The sequence below is a fragment of the Hoylesella shahii genome, assembly GCF_937990675.1.
Lineage (GTDB): Bacteria > Bacteroidota > Bacteroidia > Bacteroidales > Bacteroidaceae > Prevotella > Prevotella shahii.
Genome location: NZ_CALKQY010000025.1, coordinates 1 through 26,037, shown reverse-complemented (window position 1 = coordinate 26,037; position 26,037 = coordinate 1). Strand labels below are relative to the sequence as shown.

General features: G+C 40.6%; 20 protein-coding genes, 1 tRNA gene, 1 other RNA gene and 1 pseudogene. 13 read left to right on the top strand and 10 right to left on the bottom strand.

Annotated elements, in window-relative coordinates; genetic code table 11:
• Window positions 1-470: 470 nt before the first annotated feature.
• Window positions 471-941 carry a 23S rRNA (pseudouridine(1915)-N(3))-methyltransferase RlmH gene (gene rlmH / locus QME03_RS04060; RefSeq protein WP_273114957.1) on the bottom strand — a complete coding sequence of 157 codons (471 nt, stop codon included), beginning with the start codon at window positions 939-941 and terminating at the stop codon, window positions 471-473.
• Window positions 938-1,270, bottom strand: a complete 333-nt coding sequence (locus QME03_RS04055) for a DUF4491 family protein (RefSeq protein ID WP_025815108.1) — start codon at window positions 1,268-1,270, stop codon at window positions 938-940. The genes rlmH and QME03_RS04055 overlap by 4 nt, the downstream gene beginning before the upstream one ends.
• A gap of 233 nt (window positions 1,271-1,503) precedes the next feature.
• Between QME03_RS04055 and QME03_RS04050 the strand changes: the two genes are divergently transcribed.
• Complete coding sequence (locus QME03_RS04050) at window positions 1,504-3,249, top strand: phospho-sugar mutase (RefSeq protein WP_281723548.1); 1,746 nt, start codon at window positions 1,504-1,506, stop codon at window positions 3,247-3,249.
• 228 nt (window positions 3,250-3,477) lie between these two features.
• Here the strand turns inward: QME03_RS04050 and hemW are convergent, their stop codons facing one another.
• Window positions 3,478-4,632, bottom strand: a complete 1,155-nt coding sequence (gene hemW / locus QME03_RS04045; protein ID WP_281723547.1) for a radical SAM family heme chaperone HemW — start codon at window positions 4,630-4,632, stop codon at window positions 3,478-3,480.
• Between the two features lie 164 nt (window positions 4,633-4,796).
• Between hemW and QME03_RS04040 the strand changes: the two genes are divergently transcribed.
• The 6 genes from QME03_RS04040 (at window position 4,797) to rplI (ending at window position 11,008) form a co-directional block, all read left to right on the top strand.
• Window positions 4,797-6,959 (top strand): elongation factor G, encoded by a 2,163-nt coding sequence (locus QME03_RS04040; protein WP_281723546.1) that lies wholly within the window; start codon window positions 4,797-4,799, stop codon window positions 6,957-6,959.
• A gap of 216 nt (window positions 6,960-7,175) precedes the next feature.
• Window positions 7,176-8,735 carry a sensor histidine kinase gene (locus tag QME03_RS04035; protein ID WP_025815104.1) on the top strand — a complete coding sequence of 520 codons (1,560 nt, stop codon included), beginning with the start codon at window positions 7,176-7,178 and terminating at the stop codon, window positions 8,733-8,735.
• A gap of 3 nt (window positions 8,736-8,738) precedes the next feature.
• Entirely contained in the window at window positions 8,739-9,437 is a 699-nt protein-coding gene (gene rprY / locus QME03_RS04030; RefSeq protein WP_025815103.1) for a response regulator transcription factor RprY, read from the top strand.
• A 398-nt stretch (window positions 9,438-9,835) separates the two neighbouring features.
• Window positions 9,836-10,183, top strand: coding sequence for a 30S ribosomal protein S6 (gene rpsF / locus QME03_RS04025; RefSeq protein ID WP_025815102.1), 348 nt, complete (start codon window positions 9,836-9,838; stop codon window positions 10,181-10,183).
• A gap of 2 nt (window positions 10,184-10,185) precedes the next feature.
• On the top strand, window positions 10,186-10,455 hold the full coding sequence (gene rpsR, locus QME03_RS04020) for a 30S ribosomal protein S18 (RefSeq protein ID WP_009229459.1): 270 nt from the start codon (window positions 10,186-10,188) through the stop codon (window positions 10,453-10,455).
• 16 nt (window positions 10,456-10,471) lie between these two features.
• Entirely contained in the window at window positions 10,472-11,008 is a 537-nt protein-coding gene (gene rplI / locus QME03_RS04015) for a 50S ribosomal protein L9 (RefSeq protein ID WP_281723545.1), read from the top strand.
• 253 nt (window positions 11,009-11,261) lie between these two features.
• On the opposite strand, the pseudogene QME03_RS04010 reads toward rplI, so the two are convergent.
• The 4 genes and pseudogenes from QME03_RS04010 to ffs all read right to left on the bottom strand — a co-directional run.
• A pseudogene (locus QME03_RS04010) lies at window positions 11,262-11,424 on the bottom strand (transposase); the annotation flags it as partial.
• Window positions 11,414-11,590 carry a hypothetical protein gene (locus QME03_RS04005; protein ID WP_281723544.1) on the bottom strand — a complete coding sequence of 59 codons (177 nt, stop codon included), beginning with the start codon at window positions 11,588-11,590 and terminating at the stop codon, window positions 11,414-11,416. The gene QME03_RS04005 and the pseudogene QME03_RS04010, both read right to left, overlap by 11 nt.
• Before the next feature lie 163 nt (window positions 11,591-11,753).
• Window positions 11,754-11,827 (bottom strand) — tRNA-Thr (locus QME03_RS04000).
• Between the two features lie 2 nt (window positions 11,828-11,829).
• Window positions 11,830-11,928, bottom strand: an RNA gene (gene ffs / locus QME03_RS03995) — signal recognition particle sRNA small type.
• 433 nt (window positions 11,929-12,361) lie between these two features.
• Between ffs and kdsA the strand changes: the two genes are divergently transcribed.
• The 5 genes from kdsA to QME03_RS03970 all read left to right on the top strand — a co-directional run bounded on the left by kdsA (window position 12,362) and on the right by QME03_RS03970 (window position 18,931).
• Complete coding sequence (gene kdsA, locus QME03_RS03990; protein ID WP_025817388.1) at window positions 12,362-13,114, top strand: 3-deoxy-8-phosphooctulonate synthase; 753 nt, start codon at window positions 12,362-12,364, stop codon at window positions 13,112-13,114.
• Between the two features lie 48 nt (window positions 13,115-13,162).
• Window positions 13,163-14,140 carry a KpsF/GutQ family sugar-phosphate isomerase gene (locus QME03_RS03985; protein WP_025817389.1) on the top strand — a complete coding sequence of 326 codons (978 nt, stop codon included), beginning with the start codon at window positions 13,163-13,165 and terminating at the stop codon, window positions 14,138-14,140.
• Between the two features lie 24 nt (window positions 14,141-14,164).
• Entirely contained in the window at window positions 14,165-15,436 is a 1,272-nt protein-coding gene (locus QME03_RS03980) for a phospholipase D-like domain-containing protein (RefSeq protein WP_025817390.1), read from the top strand.
• 153 nt (window positions 15,437-15,589) lie between these two features.
• Window positions 15,590-18,052, top strand: coding sequence for a phenylalanine--tRNA ligase subunit beta (gene pheT / locus QME03_RS03975; protein WP_025817391.1), 2,463 nt, complete (start codon window positions 15,590-15,592; stop codon window positions 18,050-18,052).
• Between the two features lie 159 nt (window positions 18,053-18,211).
• A complete protein-coding gene (locus QME03_RS03970) occupies window positions 18,212-18,931 on the top strand; it encodes a YebC/PmpR family DNA-binding transcriptional regulator (protein WP_110370514.1) in 720 nt (239 codons plus the stop codon).
• A gap of 201 nt (window positions 18,932-19,132) precedes the next feature.
• On the opposite strand, the gene QME03_RS03965 is transcribed toward QME03_RS03970, so the two are convergent.
• The 3 genes from QME03_RS03965 to dnaB all read right to left on the bottom strand — a co-directional run bounded on the left by QME03_RS03965 (window position 19,133) and on the right by dnaB (window position 23,303).
• Window positions 19,133-20,770: a hypothetical protein gene (locus tag QME03_RS03965; RefSeq protein ID WP_110370513.1), complete on the bottom strand. Its 1,638-nt coding sequence runs from the start codon at window positions 20,768-20,770 to the stop codon at window positions 19,133-19,135.
• Window positions 20,771-21,054: 284 nt separating this feature from the next.
• Window positions 21,055-21,735 (bottom strand): tetratricopeptide repeat protein, encoded by a 681-nt coding sequence (locus QME03_RS03960; protein ID WP_025817392.1) that lies wholly within the window; start codon window positions 21,733-21,735, stop codon window positions 21,055-21,057.
• A gap of 89 nt (window positions 21,736-21,824) precedes the next feature.
• On the bottom strand, window positions 21,825-23,303 hold the full coding sequence (gene dnaB, locus QME03_RS03955; RefSeq protein ID WP_025817393.1) for a replicative DNA helicase: 1,479 nt from the start codon (window positions 23,301-23,303) through the stop codon (window positions 21,825-21,827).
• 1,499 nt (window positions 23,304-24,802) lie between these two features.
• Here dnaB and ispE point away from each other — a divergent pair.
• Complete coding sequence (gene ispE / locus QME03_RS03950; RefSeq protein ID WP_025817397.1) at window positions 24,803-25,642, top strand: 4-(cytidine 5'-diphospho)-2-C-methyl-D-erythritol kinase; 840 nt, start codon at window positions 24,803-24,805, stop codon at window positions 25,640-25,642.
• Window positions 25,643-26,037: the final 395 nt, after the last annotated feature.

Genomic DNA, 26,037 nt, shown 5'->3' with positions numbered 1-26,037 from the left:
GTTTTTTGTGGGTGAAGATTAGTTGTTGTACATTTATCTGTCTCGATTTACAAAGCAATTTATTATCCCTTGAATCTAGGAGTTGCATATATTGAGATATGTGTGGATGGCCTTGACTATTTTAAAAACGCGTATCCATTCTTACCATAAATGTTTTTAAGTGTGTGTTGGACAAAAAAGGATTGTTAAACAGCGTTTGTAGAAACAAAATAGTCGTGTTAAGATAATTCAACCGTTGATACAGTGAACTGTTAATGATGGCCTTAAATCTGTTATTGCCTATGAGTAAGCTGGATTTCTCTTTCCTTTAATCTAGTAAAAGGGAATTAGAGGACATTTTATCGAAGCATTGTTGATTTATTATGAATTTAAAATGCGATATTATCGTTGGTAAGTTAATGGGCAATAGGTGATTTATGTGCTACTGAAAGACAAACGAACGAACTGTAAGAGGGCTAAGGCTGCAAAAACTACTCATGATGATACGGTTCGCCCTTCAGAATTGTGCAAGCCCGATAAAGTTGTTCGGTAAAGATGAGTCGAACCATCTGGTGCGAAAACGTCATTTTAGAAAGACTCATTTTTTCGTTTGCTCGAGTATAAACAGCCTCGCTAAAACCATAAGGACCACCAACCACAAACACCAGTCTACGAGCCACGTGCTGCTTTCGCCCTATCCATTCGGCAAAGGCGATGCTGCGCATCTCTTTTCCATGTTCGTCTAGTAGTACTACGTGGTCGTCTGTTTGCAGCTTTTTCAAAATTAAGTCTCCCTCGGCCTCTTTTTGCTGCGTGGCAGAAAGGTTCTTCGTGTTCTTGAGTTCAGGAATTACAGTAATATTAAACGGCAAGTAGTGGCCAATGCGTTTTGCATAGTCTTCAATACCAGCTACAAAGTTGGCGTTAACCGTTTTCCCTACAAACAATAACTCTACCTTCATTCTCCAGCTTTTTCTTGTTCCTCGTTTGTTTTATAGGCGTCTTTGCGTTTTGGGTTCATAGGAAACCATCCGCGTTTTACACGTTCTTTTTGCTCGAATAGTTCGCCTATTGCCCAAAGAAAGGCTGCACCAGCGACGCCAAGCAATGATGACACAATGACATTGGATATCATCAGTGCAGCTGCAACGCAGATAAGGCCAAGCATTAGAAAGCACCACCATGGGCGAGTACCCCAATAATACTCGGTTTTAATAACAATGGGATGGAAAATGCCAATGATAAGAAATGTGCTAACAGCGATGATTATTCCTGTAAAATATAGTTCCATAATGCTATCTGTATGAATATTTTTAGATTGTTGTTTCGCCAAAAATAGCTTGCAAATGTAGTTAAAAAATACGTACGCCCCAAACAAATGCTGGTGTTAGTAGATATAATTCCTCATTTTAAAGGAGAAAAATACCTGTTCGAAAATATTTTTTATTATCTTTGCCATATTGATAAGGGTGTGCCGTTAAACCCTATGTTGGAACATAAATTAAATATACTAATTCATAGATTATGGAGAATAACGCTCAATTGATTGCTCAATGTGAGGCAAAGGCCGAACAATGGCTGGCTCCCGAGTTTGATGAACAAACGCGGAAAGAAGTAAAGGAACTAATGGAAAATACAGATAAGACAGGTCTTATCGATGCTTTCTACAAAGACTTGGAGTTTGGTACGGGTGGCTTGCGCGGTATCATGGGTGCTGGTAGCAACCGTATGAACATCTACACCGTGGGCATGGCCACGCAAGGATTGGCTAACTACCTTAAAAAGAACTTTGCTAATCTTTCGCTTATCAAGGTGGCTGTTTGTCATGATTGTCGAAACAACAGTCGCTTGTTTGCCGAAACTGTGGCCAACATCTTCTCGGCCAACGGTATTAAAGTTTATCTATTTGACGATATGCGTCCTACACCCGAGTGTTCGTTTGCCATAAGACACTTTGGATGTCAGAGTGGTGTGAATATCACTGCTAGTCACAACCCCCGCGAGTACAATGGATATAAGGCTTATTGGGAAGACGGTGCACAAGTATTGGCTCCACACGATAAGGGTATTATCGATGAAGTTAATAAAGTGAAGGTGGCCGATGTGAAATTTAAAGGCAATCCCGAACTAATTGAAATTATTGGTGAAGAGATAGACAAAATTTACCTTGAACAAGTGAAGACGATCAGCATCGACCCAGCTGTTATCGAACGTCATAAAGACCTTAAAATTGTTTACACTCCGTTGCACGGAACGGGCATGATGCTTATCCCCCAATCACTTAAACTTTGGGGATTTGAAAATGTTCATTGTGTAAAAGAACAAATGGAAAGAGGTGGCGACTTCCCCACAGTGGTTAGTCCTAACCCCGAAAACGGCGAAGCGCTTACCTTGGCATTGCGTGATGCTAAAGCAATAGATGCTGATATCGTGATGGCGTCAGACCCCGATGCCGACCGCGTGGGTATGGCTTGCAAGAACGATAAAGGCGAATGGGTGCTTATTAATGGTAACCAGACCTGCTTGTTGTTCCTTTACTACATCATCACCAACCGTATCAAAATGGGTAAAATGAAGCCCAACGACTTTATTGTGAAGACAATCGTGACCACAGAGGTTATTAAGAAGATTGCTGATAAGAATAATATTGAGATGCGCGACTGCTATACGGGCTTTAAATGGATTGCTAATGAAATTCTTAAGTCGGAAGGTAAGCAGAAGTATATTGGTGGAGGTGAAGAAAGCTACGGTTTTTTGGCTGAAGACTTTGTTCGCGATAAAGACGCTGTTTCGGCTTGCTCGCTCTTAGCTGAAATTTGTGCTTATGCCAAAGATCAAGGCAAAACACTTTACGAACTGCTGATGGATATCTACCTGGAATATGGTTTCTCGCACGAGTTTACCATCAATGTGGTTAAACCTGGAAAGAGTGGTGCCGATGAAATTAAGGCTATGATGGAGAACTTCCGCACTAATCCTCCCAAAGAGATTGCAGGTTCGAAGGTGGTTATTAGCAAAGACTTCCAAAGTTTGGAACAAACCGATGCCAATGGCGTGGTTACTAAGCTAGATATGCCCGAAACAAGCAATGTGCTACAGTGGTTCTGTGAAGACGGAACAAAGGTGTCTGTTCGTCCTTCGGGTACCGAACCCAAGATTAAGTTCTATCTTGAATTGAAGGGCGAAATGAAATGCACAGGCTGCTACGAACGTTGTTTGAAGGAAGCAGATGCAAAGATAGATGATATTAAGAAATCGCTGGGTTTGTAATCTCGACACATGCGCGCTTATTTTGAACTTATATAATTCGGTGTTGAAGTGAGACGTGCGCGTTAAGAGATAAACTCAATAATAACAAGAATATGGATAATCCTCAATTAGCATTGCCGGCTAATTGAGGATTTCTGTATTAATGTTTCATACTTCAATCGGATTGAATGTTTTGGTGCAAACCTTTAGAGCAAGTTTGCAAGATAGATGCTAATGAGTGAATTGGTGTTAAACCTTAATCAAATCGCTCATTATGCTGTCGCTGATGAAAATACCTGCTCTTGATAACGCAATGTGATTGTCTATGAGAACAAGGTTGCCTTGATTAATGTGGGGTTGAGCAGCTTGTAAAAGATAGTTGCGGTGAGCATCGCTCAGTAAAGCTAGGTTTAACCCCTCCTTTGTGCGCAGTGCCGTTGTTATCCAATCGTTGTATTTTGTGTCTTCGTCTAGCGTCTCTCTCTCCATTGGAATAGTCTTGTTTTCAATGGCATCCATGTATTTTTTAAGATTAGAGATGTTCCATTGGCGAGAATTACCATCGTAAGAGTGTGCCGAAGGACCTAGACCAAGGTAGGGAATACCATGCCAATAACTTGCATTATGGCGCGATCGATAGCCCTTGCGTGCAAAGTTACTTATTTCATAATGTTCGTAATGGTTGGCTGTAAGTGTGTCAACAAGCATGTTAAACATGTCAAGACTCTTGCTTTCGTCTATTTCCGACACACGGTGTTGTTGTAAAAGTTTAAACAATGGTGTTCCTTCTTCGTACATCAGGCTATAAGCAGAGATGTGCACAACATCAAGTTCAATAGCCTTTTGTAAGTCGATGGCCCACTCGTCAAGGGTTTGTTTAGGAAAGCCAAAGATGAGGTCGATGCTGATATTGTTCACGCCAACCTGTCGAAGTTGTTCAACCGCAGGTGTGATTTGGGCAGACTTGTGTCGTCTTCGTAGGAAACTTAGTCGAACGTCGTCGAATGTTTGCACACCCATGCTAACCCGATTTATGGGTAGCTTAGCGATTGTTTGAGCAAATTGTGGGGTGATGTCGTCTGGATTACACTCCATTGTAACCTCAGCATTGGGCGAAACTTGAAAAGAAACATTATTTTCCACCTTGTTATATATAGCGCCAAAAAGGCGATGTAAATTTTCTTCGCTAAGTTGAGAGGGAGTTCCACCACCAAGATAAATGGTGTCTATCTCTATCGGGGCGTTAGGGGGCGTGTTATCCTGAAGATAATGGCGTCTCATGTCTAGTTCTGAACATAGTGCACGCACTAGGCGATTTTGATTTTCCAAGTTGATCGTGGTGTAAAAATCGCAATATATGCACCTGCTTGCGCAGAAAGGAACGTGTATGTAAATGCCAGCCATATTTATCTTTTTGAGAGCAAAAGTACTAAAATGTTTTAAATTCTATACACTTTTTGGGATATGTTTTGGTGAAACGGTATAAAATATCTATCTTAGACGGCGGAAAAAGCACGAAAGCTTTTGTCCATAAAACGTAAGATTACTAACACTTTAAATCTTTTGATATGAGGGTTTATCAGACGAACGAAATTAAAAACATTGCTCTAGTGGGCAGTGCGGGTTCCGGCAAGACCACTCTTGCCGAGGCAATGCTTTTTGGTAGTGGTGTAATCAAGCGCCGTGGTTCGGTAGAAGCAAAGAACACGGTAAGCGATTATTTCCCAGTTGAACAGGAGTACGGCTACTCGGTTTTCCCGACAGTCTTCCATGTTGAGTGGAACAACAAAAAGCTTAATATCATTGACTGCCCCGGAGCAGACGACTTCGTTAACGGTGCGATAACTGCCCTGAACGTTACAGACGTTGCCGTTATCCTTATTAACGGACAATATGGCCCTGAAGTGGGAACTCAAAACAACTTTAGGTATACCGATAAACTGAAAAAGCCTGTTATATTCCTTGTTAATCAACTGGATTCTGATAAGTGCGACTTCGATAATCTCATCGCTACAATGAAAGAAATTTATGGTGAGAAATGCGTACAAATTCAGTATCCCACACAAACAGGACCAGGATTTAATTCCATTATCGACGTGCTTACCATGAAAAAGTATTCGTGGAACGCTGAAGGTGGAGCACCAACGATAGAAGATATTCCAGCCGAAGAAATGGAAAAAGCCACAGCTCTTAATAAAATACTTGTAGAGGCTGCTGCTGAAAACGACGAAGGACTGATGGAGAAATTCTTCGATAGCGAAACACTTACCGAAGACGAATTACGCGAAGGCATCAGAAAAGGCCTTGTTACGCGTAGCATCTTCCCCGTTTTCTGTGTTTGTGCAGGTAAAGACATGGGCGTGCGCAGACTTATGGAGTTCTTAGGCAATGTGGTTCCGTTTGTAAACGAAATGCCTAAACTGCACAATACACGTGGAGAAGAGGTAGTACCCTCATCTGAAGGCCCAGCATCTGTCTATTTCTTTAAGACTGGTCTGGAACCACACATTGGTGAAGTGTCCTACTTTAAGGTAATGAGCGGATGCATAAAGGTGGGTGATGATATGACCAATGCTGATAGAGGCTCGAAAGAACGTATCGGACAACTCTATGCTTGTGCTGGAGCAAACCGTATTGCAGTTGACAAACTTAATGCTGGAGATATCGGCTGTACCGTTAAACTGAAAGACGTAAAAACTGGTAACACCCTTAATGCTAAGGATTGCGACAACAGGTTCGACTTTATCAAGTATCCAAATTCTAAATATTCGCGCTCAATTAAAGCGGTTAACAGCCAAGATACAGAGAAACTGATGGCTGCTTTGTTGAGAATGCGCCAGGAAGACCCAACATGGGTGGTGGAACAAAGCAAGGAACTAAGGCAAACAATTGTTCACGGACAAGGAGAATTTCACCTTAGGACACTTAAATGGCGACTGGAAAATAACGAGAAACTACAAGTGAAATATGGTGACCCGAAAATTCCTTATCGCGAAACCATCACCAAGTCGGCTAACGCTGATTATCGCCATAAAAAACAAAGTGGAGGAGCAGGTCAATTCGGTGAAGTGCATCTTATTATTGAACCTTATGCAGAGGGCATGCCCGACCCAACCACCTACAAGTTGAATGGTCAAGAGGTAAAGATGAACATCAAAGGCAAGGAAGAAATGCCGTTGGAGTGGGGCGGGAAGCTTGTATTTATCAACTCAGTTGTTGGTGGAGCTATTGATGCTCGCTTTATGCCTGCCATCCTTAAGGGTATTATGGATTGCATGGAACACGGTCCACTAACGGGTAGTTATGCTCGCGACGTGCGTGTGATTGTTTACGATGGTAAGATGCACCCTGTTGATTCTAATGAACTCTCATTTATGTTGGCAGCACGCCGTGCTTTCTCTGACGCGTTCAAAGCAGCAGGTCCAAAAATCCTCGAACCCATTTACGATCTCGAAGTGTATGTACCCGATGATTTTATGGGCGATGTTATGAGCGACTTACAAGGACGTCGTGCCCTCATTATGGGTATGGACAGCGAAGCGGGGTATCAAAAACTGATGGCTAAGATACCATTGAAAGAGCTGTCTAACTATTCCATCTCGCTGAGTTCGATTACAGGTGGACGTGCATCGTTTATTACCAAGTTTGCTAGTTACGAACTTGTTCCAAATGATATACAACAAGAACTTATCAAGGAACATGAGGCAGAACAAGCCAAAGAAGAAGAGTAGTTCTGATGTAAATATAAAAAGCCAATCCCCGACGGCTGTTTTAAACGCCGTTGGGGATTAATACCATTCGAAAAACGCCATCTTACCATAAAAACAATAATAGTTAGTTGCTTATTTTTATCTATATGTGGCTAATTTTGTTAATACATTTAAAAACAGAAGATGTTTTTAACATAATCGTAGGCTTGCGTTCTTTATCCTGTTAATTTTGTAAGTATGAAGAAGAGAACGATTTGGACAATAGCAACAATCATGGGAACTGCGTTCCTTGCCCTTCTGTTCGTGCAACTGAAGTATATTCAGGAAATGGCGGACATGAAGAAGGAGCAGTTTGACGAGTCCGTAAATCGTGCTCTTTATCAAGCCTCTAGAAATATGGAGCTGAATGAAACGCTTCGATATCTAGAGAAAGACATAAGTGAAACTGGGCACAAAACATTTCAAGACGATGCCTCGGCTGCTCAAAAAGGTAAACAGGACGGCACTTACCCAAGAACGCACCAATTGACGATTGGTGACAAGGGTAGCATGATGTACACCTCGTTCGAATTGAAAACCATAACCACAAAACCTTCGCAGATGCCCAAAGCGATGATTTTGAGAAGTGATAAGAATTCGCTTTCAGAAGCATCGAAGGCAATGCAAGAGGTGGTAAAGAATAGATATGTTTACCAACGTGCTTTGTTAGATGAGGTGGTGTACACTATTCTTTATTCGGCTTCAGAACGTCCTTTGAAAGAACGTATCAACTTTAAGTCGCTTGATCAAGACTTAAAGAACGAATTGATGAGTAATGGCATTAACCTTCAATATCATTTCACGGTCTCAACTCCTGATGGTAGAGAGATTTATCGCTGCTCCGACTACTCAGACGAGGGCGAAGATTATACCTATTCGCAGGTGTTGTTTAGAAATGATCCCGCTTCGAAAATGGGATTGGTGAAGATACACTTCCCCGATATGAATAGTTATATCTATTCGAGCGTACGCTTCGTTATTCCATCTGTTATATTCACGTTGGTTTTGTTGGTTACTTTCATATTTACCATCGTGGTAATTTTCCGACAAAAGCGTTATACTGAGATGCGTAACGACTTTATTAATAACATGACGCATGAGTTGAAAACGCCTATCAGTAGTATTTCGCTTGCTGCACAGATGCTCAATGATACCAGTGTTACTAAGAGTGAGACAATGATGAAGCATCTAGGTGGCGTGATTAACGATGAAGCAAAACGCCTGCGCTTCCTTGTTGAGAAGGTGTTGCAGATGTCGCTCTTCGATAAGAAGAAAGCTATCTTCAACATGAAGCAGCTCGACATGAACGAGATGGCCGAAAATATTGCCAACACTTTCACCCTTCGAGTTGAACATACGGGAGGTAAGATATACACGGAGATAGAAGCCATTGACTCTACAATATATGTAGACGAGATGCATTTCCAAAATGCTATATTCAACTTGATGGATAATGCGGTGAAGTATAAGAAGCCTGATGGGCCTTTGGATATATATATCCGCACATGGAACGACGATGATTTCCTTTATCTCTCTGTAAAAGATACTGGAATCGGTATTAAAAAAGACGACGTTAAAAAAGTGTTTGAAAAGTTCTACCGAGTTCATACGGGCAACCTTCACAACGTGAAAGGTTTCGGTTTGGGTCTTGCATACGTCAAGAAGATTATTGACGTACACAAAGGCGAGATCTTCGTGGAAAGTGAATACGGTAAGGGAACAAAGTTTACAATAAAATTACCAATAATAAAAGATTAGAATATGGACGAGAAATTGAAAATCCTGTTATGCGAAGATGATGAGAATTTGGGAATGTTGCTTCGCGAGTATTTGCAGGCTAAGGGCTATATGGCCGAACTTTGTCCTGATGGAGAGGCTGGATACAAGGCATTTTTGAAAACGAAATTTGACATTTGCGTACTAGACGTAATGATGCCAAAGAAAGACGGCTTCACATTGGCACAAGAAATAAGGCAGGCTAATTCTGAAATCCCAATTATCTTCTTAACCGCTAAGACCCTGAAAGAAGACATCTTAGAAGGCTTCAAGATTGGTGCAGACGATTATATCACCAAGCCTTTCTCAATGGAAGAACTAGTTTTCCGTGTTGAAGCCATCTTGAGACGCGTACGTGGAAAGAAAAATAAGGAGAATACCTTATATCATATAGGCAAATTTGTGTTTGATACGCAGAAGCAGTTACTTACTATTGGCGATAAACAAACAAAGCTTACCACCAAAGAGAACGAACTCTTGGCTCTGCTTTGTTCGCACGCCAACGAAATTCTTCAACGTGATTTCGCACTGAAAACCATTTGGATTGATGATAATTATTTCAATGCACGTTCAATGGATGTATATATAACAAAGTTGCGTAAACATCTTAAGGATGACGACGATATTGAAATTATCAATATCCATGGTAAAGGTTATAAATTGATTACACCTGATGTGGAGTAAATAAAAACACTTGACCTTAGTTTTTCGCTTTAACGGGACGCGTGGGTGATAATCACCAGCGTCCCGTTAAATTTTGGTTGCCAGTGCAATGGCGATAGAGTCACTCCTTAATAGTTGCTTGATTTTTTTTGCCAATACACATGAATCACTGCACCAATAACAACACACGCTAATCCTAAAAATAGCGGGAGGTTGCTATCAGTGAATGCACCCAAATAGCAAATAAGAAATATAATAACGCCCATGCAAACCAGTGCAAGACCCAAGTGTGGATATATTTTCCTCATAATCTCTTTAATATGAAGACAAAATTACTAAAAAGGTTTGGTTAAATCAATAAAAATCAATACCTTTGCACCGCAATTTGCAAAATAACATTTATTAATTACATTTTTAGTATGAATCATTACGAAACCGTTTTCATTTTGACTCCCGTTTTGTCTGATGAACAGATGAAGGAAACGGTCGCTAAATTCAAGAAGCTCCTCACCGATAATGGTGCTGAGATCGTGAACGAAGAGGCTTGGGGTTTGAAAAAGATGGCTTATGCAATTCAAAAGAAATCAACTGGCTTCTATTGCCTGTTGGAATTCAAAGCTGAGCCTGAAGTGATTAACTTGCTCGAAACTGGCTATCGTCGCGACGAGAAAGTTATTCGTTACATGACAGTGAAGCTCGACAAGTACGCTGTACAATACGCCGAGAAGAGAAAGCACAAATGGACTAAAAAAATGGAGGAGGCTTAAGCATGGCAGACAAGCAATCAGAAATTCGCTATTTGACCCCACCGTCGGTGGATACCAAAAAGAAGAAGTATTGCCGTTTTAAAAAGAGCGGTATTAAGTATATCGACTATAAGGACCCAGAGTTCCTCAAGAAGTTCCTTAACGAACAGGGTAAAATTTTGCCCCGTCGCATTACCGGAACATCGCTAAAATACCAACGTCGTGTGGCTCAAGCTATTAAGCGTGCACGCCAAATAGCGTTGCTTCCTTATGTAACCGATTTGATGAAATAATGAGAGGAGGAACAGAATGGAATTAATACTGAAAGAAGACATTATCGGACTAGGATATAAGAACGATATTGTAAACGTGAAAAGCGGCTATGGCCGTAACTATCTCATCCCTACCGGTAAGGCTGTTATCGCTTCTGACTCGGCAAAGAAAATTCTTGCTGAAAATCTTAAGCAACAAGCTCACAAACTGGCTGCAATCAAGGCTGAAGCTGAAAAGAAAGCACAAGCTCTCAATGGTGTAGCTCTTGTTATCGAGGCAAAGGTATCTGCTACTGGTGCAACATATGGTTCGGTTAACGCTGCAACTGTTGCTGAGGAGTTGAAGAAGCAAGGTGTAGAGGTTGACAGAAAGATTATCACGATGCGTGATATTAAGCGCGTTGGTGATTTCGAAGCTGTTGTTCATTTCTACAAAGAAGTTGAGGTTGTTGTTCCTGTAAAGGTCGTAGCCGAAAACGCTGTTGTTGAAACACCTGCTGTAGAAGAAGTTTCTGCTGAGGTTGAAGAGAATAACTCTAAAGCTGAAGTTGAAGAGGCTCTCGCTGCCGAATAATTTTGCACTGTAAAGCAAATCTATATGAACCCCGATTGTCTCTATAGGCAGTTGGGGTTTATTTTGTATTAATAATTTCACTAGTGTCCACTAAAAAAAATAAGACTTAGCTGAGTTACAGATTGTAAGTTCTCCTTTGCTTTCTCTAGCACCAGCAAATCTCTAAGTGGCATCCGCTCGAGAAGAGATATGGACATAATTCTTGACATTTTATAAATCTCTATGTCCAATTTCATCCTACGATCGCTGATGACAAAAAGGCAGTAAGTAATAATGGCACAGTATAGCTGTATCTTTACGGCGTTCTCCGTTGTTCCATAAAACTCCTTTACATGCAGGTGCTGCTTAATCCACTTGAAGAACAGCTCAACACGCCGTCTGTATTTATATGTGAGAGCAATTTCTTCAGTAGAGAGCCATGTTGTTCGTATAGAACACGAAAGTTCCGTTGTCTTCTGTATCGTAGAAGACTATACGTCTTAAGGCATCTGGATACCTCTTCTTGGTTCCGACCCCAGTGAACTTTATTGTTTGGTCTACCATGACACCTGTGCTAGGGGTGTTATGATGCTTGTTTTCCATTCTTCCTGTATAGACTTATGAAATTATGTGCATGAGGGGGAAGCTTACAACAGGGTTTTAGGATTGACCCGTTTAGGACTGACCCTGATAAACTGAACCTTTCAAAAGTTTGCTACATATTAGATACAAAAAAAGAAGTGTTTTGTTGAACACTTCTTGACTGAGCCTCTTGTCGGATTCGAACCAACGACCTCAAGATTACAAATCATGCGCTCTGACCAGCTGAGCTAAAGAGGCGGGGTGGGCAAGCTACTTACATCGCGCCGCTACAACCAACTACCTTTGCTACGTTCCCGTCCTGGAGGGTTCGAAGGGAGCTGGCCGTGCAAGACTTACCCGTTTTGCGGTTGCAAAGATAGTGCTTTTATCTAGATTGTGCAAATAAATCTCATAATTTATACAATATTTAACATGTAATAAGTGACTGCATGTTTTTAATAGTGCATTAATACAGTTCTTAAATTCTTGATATATAGAGACTTGTTTACTAATTGGCTACTGTGATTTGATAACATTTTGCAATGTTCTAGCTATATAATGAGGCAAAGAAAATAGCAGTTTATATCCTTTTAGTTTGGTTTTAATCTTAATTGTGGTAATCTTCGTTAGTCGATTGTTTGTCGTTTTATTCAAAAAGTAGACATAAAGGTCGGTGTAATACTTTTTTTATTGTAACTTTGCGTACACAATAGCATAAATTAATAGCTAAACCCCTAGACAGTTTTGAAAATATTGGTGTGGGGTAGGCAAAGCACAAAGACTGAATAAAGTATGAAAACAACATTTATCGCTGGACCTTGTGTAATCGAGAGTCAAGAACTGCTATATATGGTTGCCGAGAAACTGGTGAACATCAATGAGAAGTTAAATGTTGATGTTATTTTTAAGGCTTCTTTCGATAAAGCCAATAGGACGTCAATTAACTCTTTTCGCGGTCCTGGACTTGAGCGAGGATTAGAAATGTTGGCCAATGTCAAATCTAAATATGGGCTGAAGCTTCTCACTGATATACATGAAAGTTTTCAGGCCGAAGCTGTAGGACAGATTGTAGACGTGCTGCAGATACCTGCCTTTTTATGTAGACAAACCGATTTGTTAGTGGCTGCGGCTAGAACTGGAAAGATTGTGAATATCAAAAAGGCACAATTCCTTAGTGGTCTCGATATGAAATATCCAGTAGAAAAAGCAAAGGAAGCAGGTGCAACTGAGGTTTGGTTAACCGAACGTGGAAATGCTTTTGGCTATAACAATCTTGTTGTAGACTTTAGGAATATCTCTGACATGAAAGAAATTGTGCCTATGGTAATCATGGATTGTACTCACAGCGTGCAACGTCCAGGAGGCATGGGAGGAAAGACTGGTGGAGATCGCCGTTTTGTACCTTCAATGGCACACGCGGCAAAGGCTTTTGGGGCAACAGGTTATTTCTTTGAAGTACATCCTGAGCCAGATAAGGGACTAAGTGATGGTCCCAATATGTTAGAATTAGACAAGCTTGAAACTTTGATTGAGAGCTTGTTATAATCTATATGTATATTTAAAACATACGAAGAATAAACACTTATATCTATAATGGCAACAGACAAGATAGCAAGCGGACTTAGAGAAGTGAGAGACTACGCCTCTCAGTGTCTTAAAGACGAGGCGCAAGCCTTGCTCGACCTTATTCCGCAACTTGACCAGCACTTTGATAAGGCAGTTGAAATGATGTACAATTGCAAAGGAAAGGTTATCGTAACGGGTGTAGGTAAAAGTGGAAATATCGGTGCAAAGATTGCTGCAACGCTTTCTAGCACGGGAACACCTTCTTTTTTTATAAACCCATTGGATGTATACCATGGCGATTTGGGTGTAATGACGCCAGATGATGTTGTGCTGGCGCTAAGCAATTCTGGTCAAACCGATGAGCTATTACGGTTTATTCCTGCAATTCAACATCGTGGAGTGCCACTCATTGGCATGAGTAGAAATCCCAACTCGTTGTTGGCTAAATATAGTGTAGCACACATCACCGTAAAAGTAGAGAAAGAGGCATGCCCTCTTAATCTAGCCCCCACAAGCAGCACCACTGCAGCATTGGCTATGGGAGATGCTTTATCGGTGGCATTGATGCAATTACGCAATTTTAAACCAACCGATTTTGCGCGCTTTCATCCTGGAGGAGAATTAGGAAAAAGGTTGCTTACTACGGCGGCCGACGTGATGCGGGTTGACGATTTGCCTGTGATACCGAGAGAAATGCATCTTGGCGATGCTATCATTCAGGTGAGTAAAGGTAAATTGGGGCTGGGTGTGTCGCTAGAAAATGGTAAAATCGTAGGACTAATTACCGATGGCGACATTCGTAGAGCTATGGAGAAATGGCAAGCAGAGTTTTTTAATAAAACAGTTAACGATATCATGACCACCACTCCAAAAATGGTGTTGCCAACCACAAAAATTGCTGATATTCAGCAAATCATGCAAAAATACAAAATCCACACAGTTCTTGTGGCGGATGAAGAAACAAAGCTCATAGGCATCGTAGATCACTATAGTTGCATGATTTAATGCCTAAGCAACAATTAACACATTATGATTGAACCATCGAGAATACGCTCGCTCATTTTCTTCTGTTTATTATCGTTGGCTGCCTTTTCACAAGGTAGCGACTCGCTTATCGTGCAGCAGATGCGCGAAGAAGGGGTTAAGTTCTCACACAACAACTCAGTGGTGTTGCTTACTACTGGTCAAGAGAAGTTCGACGACATGTTTGCTGCCATTGATAGGGCAAGAAGTAGCGTTCATTTAGAGTACTTTAATTTTAGGAACGATTCCATTGCTGATTGTCTTTTCGACCTTCTTGCAAAGAAAGCAAGCGAAGGAGTGAAGGTGCGTGCATTGTTTGATGGCTTTGGAAATGATTCTAATAATCGGCCTTTGAAGAAAAAGCATCTTCGTGCATTGCGCGAAAGAGGGATAGAGATATACGAATTCGACCCTGTTCAATTCCCGTGGGTAAATCATGTTTTTCATCGCGACCACCGTAAAATTGTTGTTATAGACGGCAATGTGGCGTATACAGGGGGCATGAATGTGGCCGACTATTATATCAAAGGCACCGAAGTTGTGGGAAGTTGGCGAGATATGCATTGTCGAATAGAAGGGCAAGAGGTGAACACTTTGCAGGCTATCTTTATTAAGATATGGAACAAAGTTACCCGTCAGAATGTGAATGGAGCGGAATATTATCGCGGTAATGACAGCTTGGATTACTTTGATAACCTCAAACCCGATACCTGTAAATCGGCAGGAAATAAAATGGTGGGTATTATAAATCGCGAACCACGCACTTCAAATAAAATCATTCGCAGTTTCTATACCAAAGCCATCAATGCTAGTAAAGATAGTATCAAGCTTATTAATCCTTATCTCACCCTAAATAGAACTTTGAAAAAAGCTTTGCGTAATGCGGTTAAGCGTGGTGTGAAAGTCGAGGTAATGGTGTCTACTCATAGTGATATCCCACTAACACCAGATTGTGTTTTCTATAATGTTCATAAGTTAATGAAGCAAGGCGTAATAGTGTGGATGTACCAACCAGGCTTTCATCATACGAAGGTTATCATGGTTGATGGTAAGTTTTGTACTGTAGGCAGCGCCAATCTCAATGCACGCAGTTTGCGATTTGATTATGAAGAGAATGCGATTATTGTGGATAAAGAAACGACACTTCAATTGTCAAACTTGTTTGATAAGGATAAAGCCGATAGTTTTAGGCTCACTTCGGAAACATGGAATAAATTTAGAACGCCTTGTCAGAAGTTTGTTGGTTGGTTTGCTCATCTTCTAGCACCTTGGTTATAACTAGGGTTTAAATAGTTGTTGATGGAAGTTATAAAGCGCATTTCGATCAACCCACGGTTGATTGATGTAATTTGTAACTTCAATATCTTGCGGAACTGCATGTTTTTTAGTAATTTTGCGCATTATTTGGGTATACAAAATAACTTTACATAAATGAACATTTCATACAAATGGCTGAAAGAGTATGTTGATTTCAACCTCACTCCGCAAAAGACGGCAGAGGTTCTTACCTCTTGTGGCCTTGAAGTAGACTCTCTTGAAGAGGTTCAAACCATCAAAGGTGGTTTGAAAGGACTGTATGTGGGCGAAGTACTCACATGCGAAGCTCATCCAAACTCCGATCACTTACACATCACAACGGTTGACCTCGGAAAGGGTGAACCTTCGCAAATCGTGTGTGGCGCCCCTAATGTGGCTGCCGGACAAAAGGTTATTGTGGCCGATGTGGGTGCTGTGCTTTACGATGGTGATAACGAATTTGTTATTAAGAAATCGAAATTGCGTGGCGTAGAGAGCTTCGGTATGATATGTGCAGAAGACGAAATTGGAGTTGGAAGTGCTCACGATGGTATCATTGTGTTGCCTGCCGATGCAAAAGTGGGACAGCCTGCTGCTGAATATTATAACCTTGAGAGTGACTGGCTCATCGAAATTGATATTACTGCTAATCATGCCGATGCATTAAGTCATTATGGTGTAGCACGTGATTTATATGCTTGGCTGGTGCAGAATGGTTACGAAACAACCTTGAAACGCCCATCATGCGATGCTTTCAAAGTTGATAATAACAACCTTCCTATAGCTGTTACTATCGAGAATACTGATGCTTGCAAGCGTTATGCTTGTGTTTCAATCACAGATTGCGAGGTAAAAGAAAGTCCTGAATGGCTGCAGAACAAATTGCGTACCATTGGCTTGCGTCCTATAAACAACATTGTAGACATTACTAATTATGTTATGATGGCTTATGGTCAGCCCATGCATTGCTTTGATGCAGATATGGTTAAGGGCCATCATATAATTGTAAAGACACAACCTGAGGGTACTAAGTTTGTTACACTTGATGGTGAAGAACATACCTTGGGTGCTACCGACCTTAGCATTTGCAATGCCGAAGAACCAATGTGTATTGCAGGAGTGTTTGGTGGTAAGGGTAGTGGAACGTACGAAACAACTCGCAATGTAGTTTTAGAAAGTGCCTATTTCCATCCCACATGGATTAGAAAAAGTGCACGTCGCCATGGGCTTAGCACAGATTCTAGCTATCGTTTTGAACGAGGTATCGACCCCAATGGTACTGTTTATGCGCTTAAGCAAGCTGCCATTTTGTGCAAAGAGTTGGCTGGCGGTAAAATTTCAATGGATATTAAGGACGTTTATCCTGAACCTATTGCAGACTTCCATGTTGATTTGAGGTATGACTATGTGTCGCAACTCATAGGCAAAGAAATAGGAAATGATGTTATCAAAAGCATTGTTACGAGCTTGGGTATGCAGATTCAGCAAGAATCTAGCGAGGGTTTAATGTTGAAAGTTCCTTCGTATCGCGTTGACGTTCAACGTCCATGTGATGTGGTAGAAGATATTCTTCGCATCTATGGATACAACAATGTTGAAATTCCTACACAGCTTAAGAGTTCGTTAACAGTGCTGGGTAACGAAGATAAAGAACACAAATTGGAAACGCTTATTGGCGAACAACTCGTTGGCGCAGGATTTAATGAAATCCTTAACAACTCGTTAACCAAGGTGAATTATTACGAAGGACTTAACTGTTATACAGAAGAAACTTGTGTCAAGTTGATGAACCCGCTAAGTACCGACTTGGGTATGATGCGTCAAACACTGCTCTTTGGCGGATTAGAGAGTGTATCTCGTAATGCTAACAGGCAGAATCAGAACTTGCGCTTCTTCGAATTTGGCAATTGTTATCATTATTGTCCTGAGAAGGCCAACGAAGAATGTCCTGTTAAGGCTTACACAGAAGAGATGCATTTGGGACTTTGGGTTACTGGAAAACGTGTAGAAGGCTCATGGCTTCATCCCGATGAACAATCTTCTTTCTATGAGTTGAACGGTTATGTACAAAATATTTTCGCTCGACTCGGTGTACCTGCTGGTCTTCTAGTTTACGAAACTAGTGAAAACAACATCTTCTCTTATGCAATGAAGGTTATGAATAGGGGAGAAAAAGTTGTTGCCGAACTGGGTTATGTTGCAGATGGCATCCTTAAAAATTTTGGCTTGAATAACCAAGTTTTCTTTGCAGACCTGAATTGGACTTCTATCATGAAGATGGTGAGCAAAAAAGATGTTGAATTTAAGGAGATAAGTAAGTTCCCCGCTGTAAGTCGAGATCTCGCTTTGCTGCTTGATAAGTCTGTGTTGTTTAAGGATGTTGTTTCCGTAGCCACACAAACAGAGAAGAAATTACTCAAGAAGGTTGAGCTGTTTGACGTGTACGAGGGCAAAAACTTGCCTGAAGGAAAGAAGAGTTATGCCGTAAACTTCATATTGCAAGATGAGAATGCCACGCTAAAAGACAAGCAGATTGAAGCGATTATGCAGAAACTAATTGCCAACCTTAAAGGCAAACTCGCTGCTGAATTGCGTTAATGGCTTTGTGTCAATATTGTAACGCATTATAGTTAAATACAAAAATAACGAATAAAAGATAACATAATGGGTGGGAAAGGGAGTTTCCCTTGCTTAGTTTTAGCGTTTAATCGCGCCATTGCATTCTAAGTTATGTCTCACTCTTAAACGCACAATCCTATGGGAAGAGCATTTGAATATCGCAAAGCTGCGAAAATGAAAAGATGGGGTCACATGGCCCGTACGTTTACAAAAATAGGTAAACAAATCGCCATTGCCGTAAAAGCTGGTGGTCCTGAGCCTGAAAATAACCCTACATTAAGGGCTATTATTGCTAATGCTAAGCGCGAAAATATGCCTAAAGATAATATCGAAAGGGCTATTAAAAACGCCATGGGCAAGGACCAAAGTGAATACAAAGTGGTTACATACGAGGGATATGGTCCTCATGGTGTTGCCATTTTTGTTGATACTCTCACCGATAACACCACGCGTACTGTTGGCGATGTTCGTTCGGTGTTCAACAAGTTTAATGGCAACTTGGGCACCTCTGGTTCACTTTCATTCCTTTTTGATCATAAGTCTGTGTTCACTTTCAAGAAAAAAGATGGACTTGAGATGGATGAATTGATACTCGATCTTATTGATTATGGTGTTGAAGACGAATTTGATGAAGATGAAGAAACAAACGAAATCACCATCTATGGCGCTCCAACAAGCTTTGGTGAAATTCAAAAACACCTTGAAGCTGAAGGGTTTGAAGTAACTGGAGCCGAGTTTACTTACATCCCTAACGACCTAAAAGAGGTAAGCGATGAAGAGCGTGAGACAATCGACAAAATGGTTGAACGCCTTGAAGACTTCGACGACGTGCAAACGGTTTACACTAATATGAAGTAACGTAGGCTTGTATTGTCTTAGTTGTGCTTCGGCTTTTGGCTAACTAATTTAGCTTCGTAGCAAAGAAGTAAAACATTAAAGGTTATGCGAGTTTGGATTATTCCCTGCTCGCATAACCTTTTTTTGTGCATTTTCTTAGCTTAGAATGGTTCTTTATTACATTTTGTCCTGTTTTTTGCTATAAAGTGTTTGCCTTTTGTTTTATTTCAAAAGGGTTTTTCTTCCATTAATGATGTATACACCTTTTGACAGTGCATTCCTTTTCAAGACCATTCTTTGTCCATTGAGGTTATAGATAATTTCAGGTTGAGGGCTATAGTTATTTTGTATTATTGTTTTTTCAATTCCATTTGTGGTCTTATTAATCACAATTGTTTTGCCTTCTGCATTACCAATATTACAGAAATATCCCTTAAAAGCTTTTAATTGTTGATTTCCATAAAATGGTTGTAGTTTATATTGCTTGTTGATATAATAGCTTGCAGTGGGAGGAGTGGTAACATTAAGTGTTCCCACGAATGGCTTGTTGCCATTTTCCGGCTGTGTTTTCACTCGTGTTTGAGGTATAAATATAGTCTCCATGTCGGTCTGAGGTTTCACTAAATAGGCTTCACCGGCCAGCATTCCATTGTAAGTATGTTGAAAAATCACTTCTTCTCCCTTTACCTCAACAAATGTAGCAACAATAGTTGTTTTTCCAAACACAGCTTTTACCTCGGCGTCTGTTAGTGTAACTGGGAGTGAAAGCGTGTTATACACTTCTTGTTTAAGGGAGTGTTTAATATTAATATTTACGTTTTGCGCATCCCCGTATATGTTTGTCTTATCGTCATAAAAGTTAATTGTCACGTCTTGAGAAGTGATGGGATAGAGCAAGAGGGTAGAACCTTGCTTTGCAACAATGGCTTCGCATTCCACTTCAGCACCATCATATACTTGGCACTTAGCGCCAGTACTCAAGTTGGCAAGTTGAACGTTCTTGTTTGGTACGAATGTTGTGCGCACCCATTTGTTAATATGTGTCGACAGCTGCTCGCTGGCTACGTATATGGCTTCAATCTTTTTTCTCGATATCTTTTTAATAGACATCTTCTCTATCCTTTTGATAGTGGGCAGTCCTGCGTTATCTTCGTAAGCCCCGCGCACTTCGCAAGAAACAACGTCGCCTCTTTGCCACGAGCCACTTTCTGTAAGAAGCATTCTTATTAGTGCTGTATTATCTTCAACAAACAATTCCATGCCATTACATCCCAAAACAGTGGCATTATTCAGGCTCAACGTCGCCACCTTATTATCTTCCATTTTCTTAAAACTGACAATGTCGGTAATGATTTCTTCTGTTTTAGGCTTGTTTTCATCAGGCTTCGTGTCAGGTTGTCCACCTTCTTCCTCATAATCCACTTCAACGCTTTCTAATGCAAAGGTTTTACCTTTAGGCGGATAGAAGTAGAAACTCATTTCTTTTGCAGAGCCTTTCCACACATTGTCTTTGTCTAATGTGCCATTAGTTATATTTACTTCATCTTTTTCAGGTATCGGCTCTTTACTCGATTTAAGAAAATGGCAAGTAATTTTCTTAATCGTTTTCTCGGCTTTGAGCGTCATGGCATTGCCATTATACAGGCGTACATAACCATAGTTTGAAGGTGTGGTTTTACCTTCGCCTTTACTGAACACCAACAAAACATGCTCTCCGTTGATAGAAGTAACAGACCTACCCATGTTGCTTTTTCCTTTCGGAAGAAGTTTAGTCAAGTCTATGTTCTCAGCATGAAGCGTAAGGGTGCAGCAAATGCAGGTTAGCAATAGCGCGATTGCTTTTCCATATAGTTTCCTCATGGTAGTTTATTTATTTGTATTAGTTTGTATTGCAAATATAGTTTGTTTGAAAAATATTTACAAACTATTTTGCGATTTAAATTCCAAAAAATAAACAAATTTAACAATCCTGAGTCCTATTGGGACAATATTAAGGTATTAACGAATACAACTTTGAGCTGCGTTTATTGGTAAATGGGATGAAATCAGTTTCTTTTTACGCCTTCTTAAGTCTTAATCTCACAAAAAGAGACAACAAGTTGGGGGGAGAAAAGAAAACCTCTTTGTGTTGATATTTTTAAAACTCAACGCTTTTTGCATTTTTTGTATAGTTCGCCCAATTCAGTTCGTGGCACCCCCATTCGTGTAAGCTGGTTTAGTTCACGCATCGCCTCATCATATCGTTTTAAGTCAATCAGAGCTTCCACCTTAAATATATAATATTCGGTGTTTTTATTGTCTCTCTTTATGGCTTCTTCATAATCATAAAGTGCTAATTCAAGCAAACCTCGTTCGTGTTCTATACCAGCCCTTGCTGCGTAAGCCAGTGCTTTGTTGGGGTGCAAGCTGATAAGTCTATTGGCCTGGTCTAGCGCTTCAGTGTGTCGTTTCATCTTTTGGTTAACCAAAGCAAGCGCCAAAAGAGCCTCAAAATTACCTGGTATGCGGTTAAGAATATGCTCGTAATCGTTCTTAGCGAGATCGTAACGGCGCATTCTTTCGTACGCAAATGCTCTGAAATATAAGGCGGTGGCATTGTTAGGGAATAGTGTTAAGATGTTGTCATATTCTTCTTTGGCATATTGCCATTGTTCCAACTGAAGGTTCAAGGCTGCTTTTCTTAATCGCAACTCTATCGAGTCTGGGTGCAAGTCGGCCTCTCTAGCCAGCACAACAATGCTGTCGCGCAGTTCTTTTTTTGTCTGTGCAACAGTATTCACGACTACATTGGTGGTCAATAAGGCCAATAATATTATTCTTTTCATGTAAGAAATTGTTGTGTGGAGTATGTGTTTGTTTGCCAATTTTCTTGTATCGGCATAATATTATGCCGTAGTGCTTTATATGCACATCATTAGAAAGGCATCGGTTCGTCGTTCATTCTCGAGACGATAAGTCCACCGCCATCGTCGGGTAGTGCAGGTTGCGTTGACGAATTATCTGGGTTATCAAACCTCGTATATTGTCCTTTAAAGGTAAGCAGCACATCTCCTGTAGCACCTTTACGGTGTTTGGCAATAATAATTTGTGCCATGCCGTGCAAGTCGTTTCCCTTTTCGTCTTCAAAGATATGGTAATATTCGGGGCGATGCACAAACAACACCATATCGGCGTCCTGCTCAATGGCACCCGATTCGCGCAAGTCGCTCAATTGTGGGCGTTTTCCTTCAAGTCCTTCTCGGCTTTCTACATTACGACTAAGCTGCGAAAGGGCTATAACGGGAATGTTGAGCTCTTTAGCCAAACCCTTCAACGAACGACTGATGGTAGACACTTCTTCTTGTCTACTGCCAAATTTCATGCCGTTAGCGTTCATCAGCTGCAAATAGTCAATCATGATAACACCCACCCCTTTTTCTCTAACAAGTCGGCGTGCCTTTGTTCTCAATTCAAAAACAGATAGTCCTGGCGTATCATCTACATATACAGGTGCGCCTTGCAGATTACGTAGTCGTTTGTCCAGTCGGTCCCATTCGTCGGGAGTTAGTTGTCCGTTAAGAATTTTACTACCCACAATCTCGCACACGTTAGAAATAAGGCGGTTAACCAATTGCACGTTGTTCATTTCAAGCGAGAAGAAGCCGATGGGTACTTGAGCGTCAACTGCGATATTTTTTGCCAAGCTAAGTGCAAACGATGTTTTACCCATCGCAGGGCGACCAGCAATAATAATAAGGTCTGAGGGTTGCCATCCCGAAGTAATTTCGTCTAGTTTGGTATAGCCAGTAGGCACACCAGTCATGCCACCGCTATTTGCCGAAGCCTTTTGCAATATGTCTATGGCCTGCTTTATCACAGGGTCAATCTGTGTAAAGTCTTGTCGCATATTTTTTTGCGATAGTTCAAATAATGCCCCTTCGGCTTCTTGCATCAGGTTTTCCACGTCAATACTCTCGTCAAAAGCCTTAGTTTCGATGTTGCTAGCAAAAGAAATTAGTTGTCTTGCTAAAAATTTGTGTGCAAGGATGGCAGCATGGTATTCGATATGGGCCGAAGAAGCCACCTGCGAGCTAAGTTCCACCACATAGGGAGCACCGCCAACGTCGTCTATTGTTCCGTCGCGTTTCAACTGTTCGGTAACAGTCATAATGTCAACAGGTTTCTCATCCATGTTGAGCGACCTGATGGCTGTGTATATCTTTTGGTGTCGGGGTTCGTAAAAGGTTTCGGGGTGAAGCAGTTCGCTCACCACAGCAAAGGCATCTTTGTCTATCATCAAAGCTCCCAGAACCACTTTTTCCAAGTCGGTGGCTTGCGGCGGAAGGTGTCCGTAGGTGTTGTCAACTGGGGCAGGCTTCCTTGTTTTCCTGTTTGTATTGCTAGCTTCGGCCATGTTTTCTATTTATTTTGTGCGTCCTTCCCCATGTTGTGGGGGCGATTGTCATTTAATATAAACTTGTTTCTGTGCAATTTCTCTCTATTTTGGTGGGTTCTACATCGTCCACGTGCTGTTTTGCTGTTGTGATATCAAGTTTGTATGCGCTGTATTGGGTTTATTTGCTTACGCTATTTAGGGGCCAAGTGCGCTGTTCAATGTAGAACACGGCTACAAATGTAGTAAAAAATATGCGATTATCATGCCTCGTTCAGCAAAACCTGTAGTCAATAGCTGCATTGTTTGGTTTGGTTTTGGGATATAAGGATTGATCTTGGCAATTATTCCTTTCAATATGTGTTGTTTGAATTGTAAAATAAATGCACTAAAATTTAACATTGTGAGCGCTTTCTTTTTCACCAATTGTCTACTCGCTTGCATATAAACGATTCTCGCGAAGGTATAATTGAAAAAAAATACGATTACTGCTTGAATGTTGTAATTGGAGTTTTTTGTACAATAAACCGAAAGTTATGCTTAAATATCGGCAATTAGTACCAAAACACTGTGCAATATGGTGCAAAACGCAACGCGTTTTGCTGCTAAACGCAGTGTAATATGCTGCTAAATGCAGTATAAACTCGTGCTAAATGCAATGTATTTTGGTGCAAAACGCATATGTTTAGCTACAAAGGTTCATAAAAGTGGGATGTTGCGACGATTGAAAGAAGAGTAAACTCTGGTATTTTTATGTAAAACAGACTAGAAAAAGTGGTGTTTTAGTGGTAAAATGCTGTTTCTGTTCTGGTGAAAAATTTAAGATTAAGCACCAAATAGAATTGCTAAAAGGTAAAAAACGCAGATATTGTGCTCAAAATTGGCTTAAGAAATTAATGCGGAAGGGGAAAAAGGGGTGAAATATATGTTATATAACATCTGTTTTCTCTAAACGGAGTGGAAATTAAATGTATGTTTTGTAAAGAAAGATTACTTAATTAATAAATATAAGTTAAGCTGTTTACAGTATTCACACAAAAGTCTTACTAACCATTTTAGACACATAAAAGTAAGGGCACGACTTGGTAGGGTGGAATATGGCTACCTTAAGATAATTGTTTGCCTTATCATGCAACTTCGTAAAAATCGGTTATGTTGTCTAAATTTGATTTATTTCATCCTTAAATATGCTGTTTGTTTCTATCGATGATAACTAGAAGTATTGAACAAGTGTTGTGGCTAGACTTGAGCTATTATAAGCACGCTCACAAGTTGGACTGTTTCAATGTGTTTTAATCCCTCTAATGTGTATTATTGTACGTAGGAGCTTATCCATTTGATGCTCTTTGTTTGCCTTTGGGGGAAGATTGTGTATTGATTGGCTTTTCAAATCAATTGCAATACAATCAATTTCACTTGTAGTCCTTTCTTACAAGTGCTAAAATGTAGAATTGTTGTTGCAATCTATCGAATTGTTCGAAAATGTATTATCTTTGCAAGGTAAACAATTAAGACAACTTATGATTACATTTCCTTGCGCAAAAATAAACTTAGGATTGAATATCGTGGCCAAACGAGAAGATGGTTTTCACGATTTAGAAACTGTTTTCTATCCCGTACCGTTAACCGATGCCCTTGAGGTGAAGCTGATGGACGAACATTTCCCCTCTGAAGTGGCTTGCGACTTGAAGATTACGGGTAATACCATTGATGGCGACGAACAACAGAACCTTGTGTGTAAGGCTTATAACCTATTGGCTCGCGATTTTTCAATTCCGCGCATTCATGCACATCTTTATAAGCGCATACCCTCCCAAGCAGGACTTGGAGGTGGATCTAGTGATGCTGCGTTTATGATAAGATTGCTCGACGAACGTTTTAGGTTAAACATTGGCAATGCCGAAATGGAACGTTATGCTGCGCAGTTGGGTGCTGATTGTGCTTTTTTTATCACAGCCGAACCCTCGTTTGCTACTGGTAAAGGTGAAATTCTTGCGCCGGTTGATACTCCTCAACACAATCTCAATGGGTATTACCTAGCAATTGTTAAGCCTCCAGTGGCTGTTTCAACTGCAGACGCTTTTAAAAACATTGCACCCAAACGACCTCTTAAATGTTGTCGAGATATTGTAAGGCAGCCAATAGGCACATGGAAAGAGCAGCTAACCAATGATTTTGAGCAAACTGTTTTTGCTGTTTATCCTCAATTAGCTGATATTAAGCGTTCGCTATATGCGCAAGGAGCGTTGTATGCACAGATGTCGGGAAGTGGCAGTTCTATCTTTGGGTTGTTTAATCAAGCGCCCAACGAGATAGAAAAGCTTTTTTCGGATGCATTTGTGTTTGTTACGAAGCTTTAGTCCTTATCTTAGTTTTTGTTTCTTAAGGCACTTCAGATAAACCTCAGTAGGGGGTTGAGAAATAAATCAACTTCGTTTTAAGCGCAAGTCGAGTTCGGTAGGTCGCCAATTCTTGGTGGCCTACTTTTTGTTTAGGTATGTTAGTAAGGGCTTATGTATTACCAGTGCGTGCTTGTTGGTTTCTGTGTTTTTAAGCCATTAGGTACTGCCCTAAAAAGTGTGTAAGCTTCATTTGATTATTACTTTTTTATAGGGAATACAAAGATAAGACAAACAATGGGCTTACACACTTTTTAGGGTAGTACCAAATGGTGTAAGCTCCCCTGCAAAGGGTTTTGCCGGGTCAGTCCTAAAACCCAGTTGTAAGTCCTTCCCCCTCATGCACATAATTTCAT

Excerpts from the sequence above, each read along its gene's own strand:
- rlmH (WP_273114957.1), bottom strand. The coding sequence starts at position 941 with ATGAAGGTAGAGTTATTGTTTGTAGGGAAAACGGTTAACGCCAACTTT.
- QME03_RS04055 (WP_025815108.1), bottom strand. The coding sequence starts at position 1,270 with ATGGAACTATATTTTACAGGAATAATCATCGCTGTTAGCACATTTCTT.
- QME03_RS04050 (WP_281723548.1), top strand. The coding sequence starts at position 1,504 with ATGGAGAATAACGCTCAATTGATTGCTCAATGTGAGGCAAAGGCCGAA.
- hemW (WP_281723547.1), bottom strand. The coding sequence starts at position 4,632 with ATGGCTGGCATTTACATACACGTTCCTTTCTGCGCAAGCAGGTGCATA.
- QME03_RS04040 (WP_281723546.1), top strand. The coding sequence starts at position 4,797 with ATGAGGGTTTATCAGACGAACGAAATTAAAAACATTGCTCTAGTGGGC.
- QME03_RS04035 (WP_025815104.1), top strand. The coding sequence starts at position 7,176 with ATGAAGAAGAGAACGATTTGGACAATAGCAACAATCATGGGAACTGCG.
- rprY (WP_025815103.1), top strand. The coding sequence starts at position 8,739 with ATGGACGAGAAATTGAAAATCCTGTTATGCGAAGATGATGAGAATTTG.
- rpsF (WP_025815102.1), top strand. The coding sequence starts at position 9,836 with ATGAATCATTACGAAACCGTTTTCATTTTGACTCCCGTTTTGTCTGAT.
- rpsR (WP_009229459.1), top strand. The coding sequence starts at position 10,186 with ATGGCAGACAAGCAATCAGAAATTCGCTATTTGACCCCACCGTCGGTG.
- rplI (WP_281723545.1), top strand. The coding sequence starts at position 10,472 with ATGGAATTAATACTGAAAGAAGACATTATCGGACTAGGATATAAGAAC.
- QME03_RS04005 (WP_281723544.1), bottom strand. The coding sequence starts at position 11,590 with ATGGAAAACAAGCATCATAACACCCCTAGCACAGGTGTCATGGTAGAC.
- kdsA (WP_025817388.1), top strand. The coding sequence starts at position 12,362 with ATGAAAACAACATTTATCGCTGGACCTTGTGTAATCGAGAGTCAAGAA.
- QME03_RS03985 (WP_025817389.1), top strand. The coding sequence starts at position 13,163 with ATGGCAACAGACAAGATAGCAAGCGGACTTAGAGAAGTGAGAGACTAC.
- QME03_RS03980 (WP_025817390.1), top strand. The coding sequence starts at position 14,165 with ATGATTGAACCATCGAGAATACGCTCGCTCATTTTCTTCTGTTTATTA.
- pheT (WP_025817391.1), top strand. The coding sequence starts at position 15,590 with ATGAACATTTCATACAAATGGCTGAAAGAGTATGTTGATTTCAACCTC.
- QME03_RS03970 (WP_110370514.1), top strand. The coding sequence starts at position 18,212 with ATGGGAAGAGCATTTGAATATCGCAAAGCTGCGAAAATGAAAAGATGG.
- QME03_RS03965 (WP_110370513.1), bottom strand. The coding sequence starts at position 20,770 with ATGAGGAAACTATATGGAAAAGCAATCGCGCTATTGCTAACCTGCATT.
- QME03_RS03960 (WP_025817392.1), bottom strand. The coding sequence starts at position 21,735 with ATGAAAAGAATAATATTATTGGCCTTATTGACCACCAATGTAGTCGTG.
- dnaB (WP_025817393.1), bottom strand. The coding sequence starts at position 23,303 with ATGGCCGAAGCTAGCAATACAAACAGGAAAACAAGGAAGCCTGCCCCA.
- ispE (WP_025817397.1), top strand. The coding sequence starts at position 24,803 with ATGATTACATTTCCTTGCGCAAAAATAAACTTAGGATTGAATATCGTG.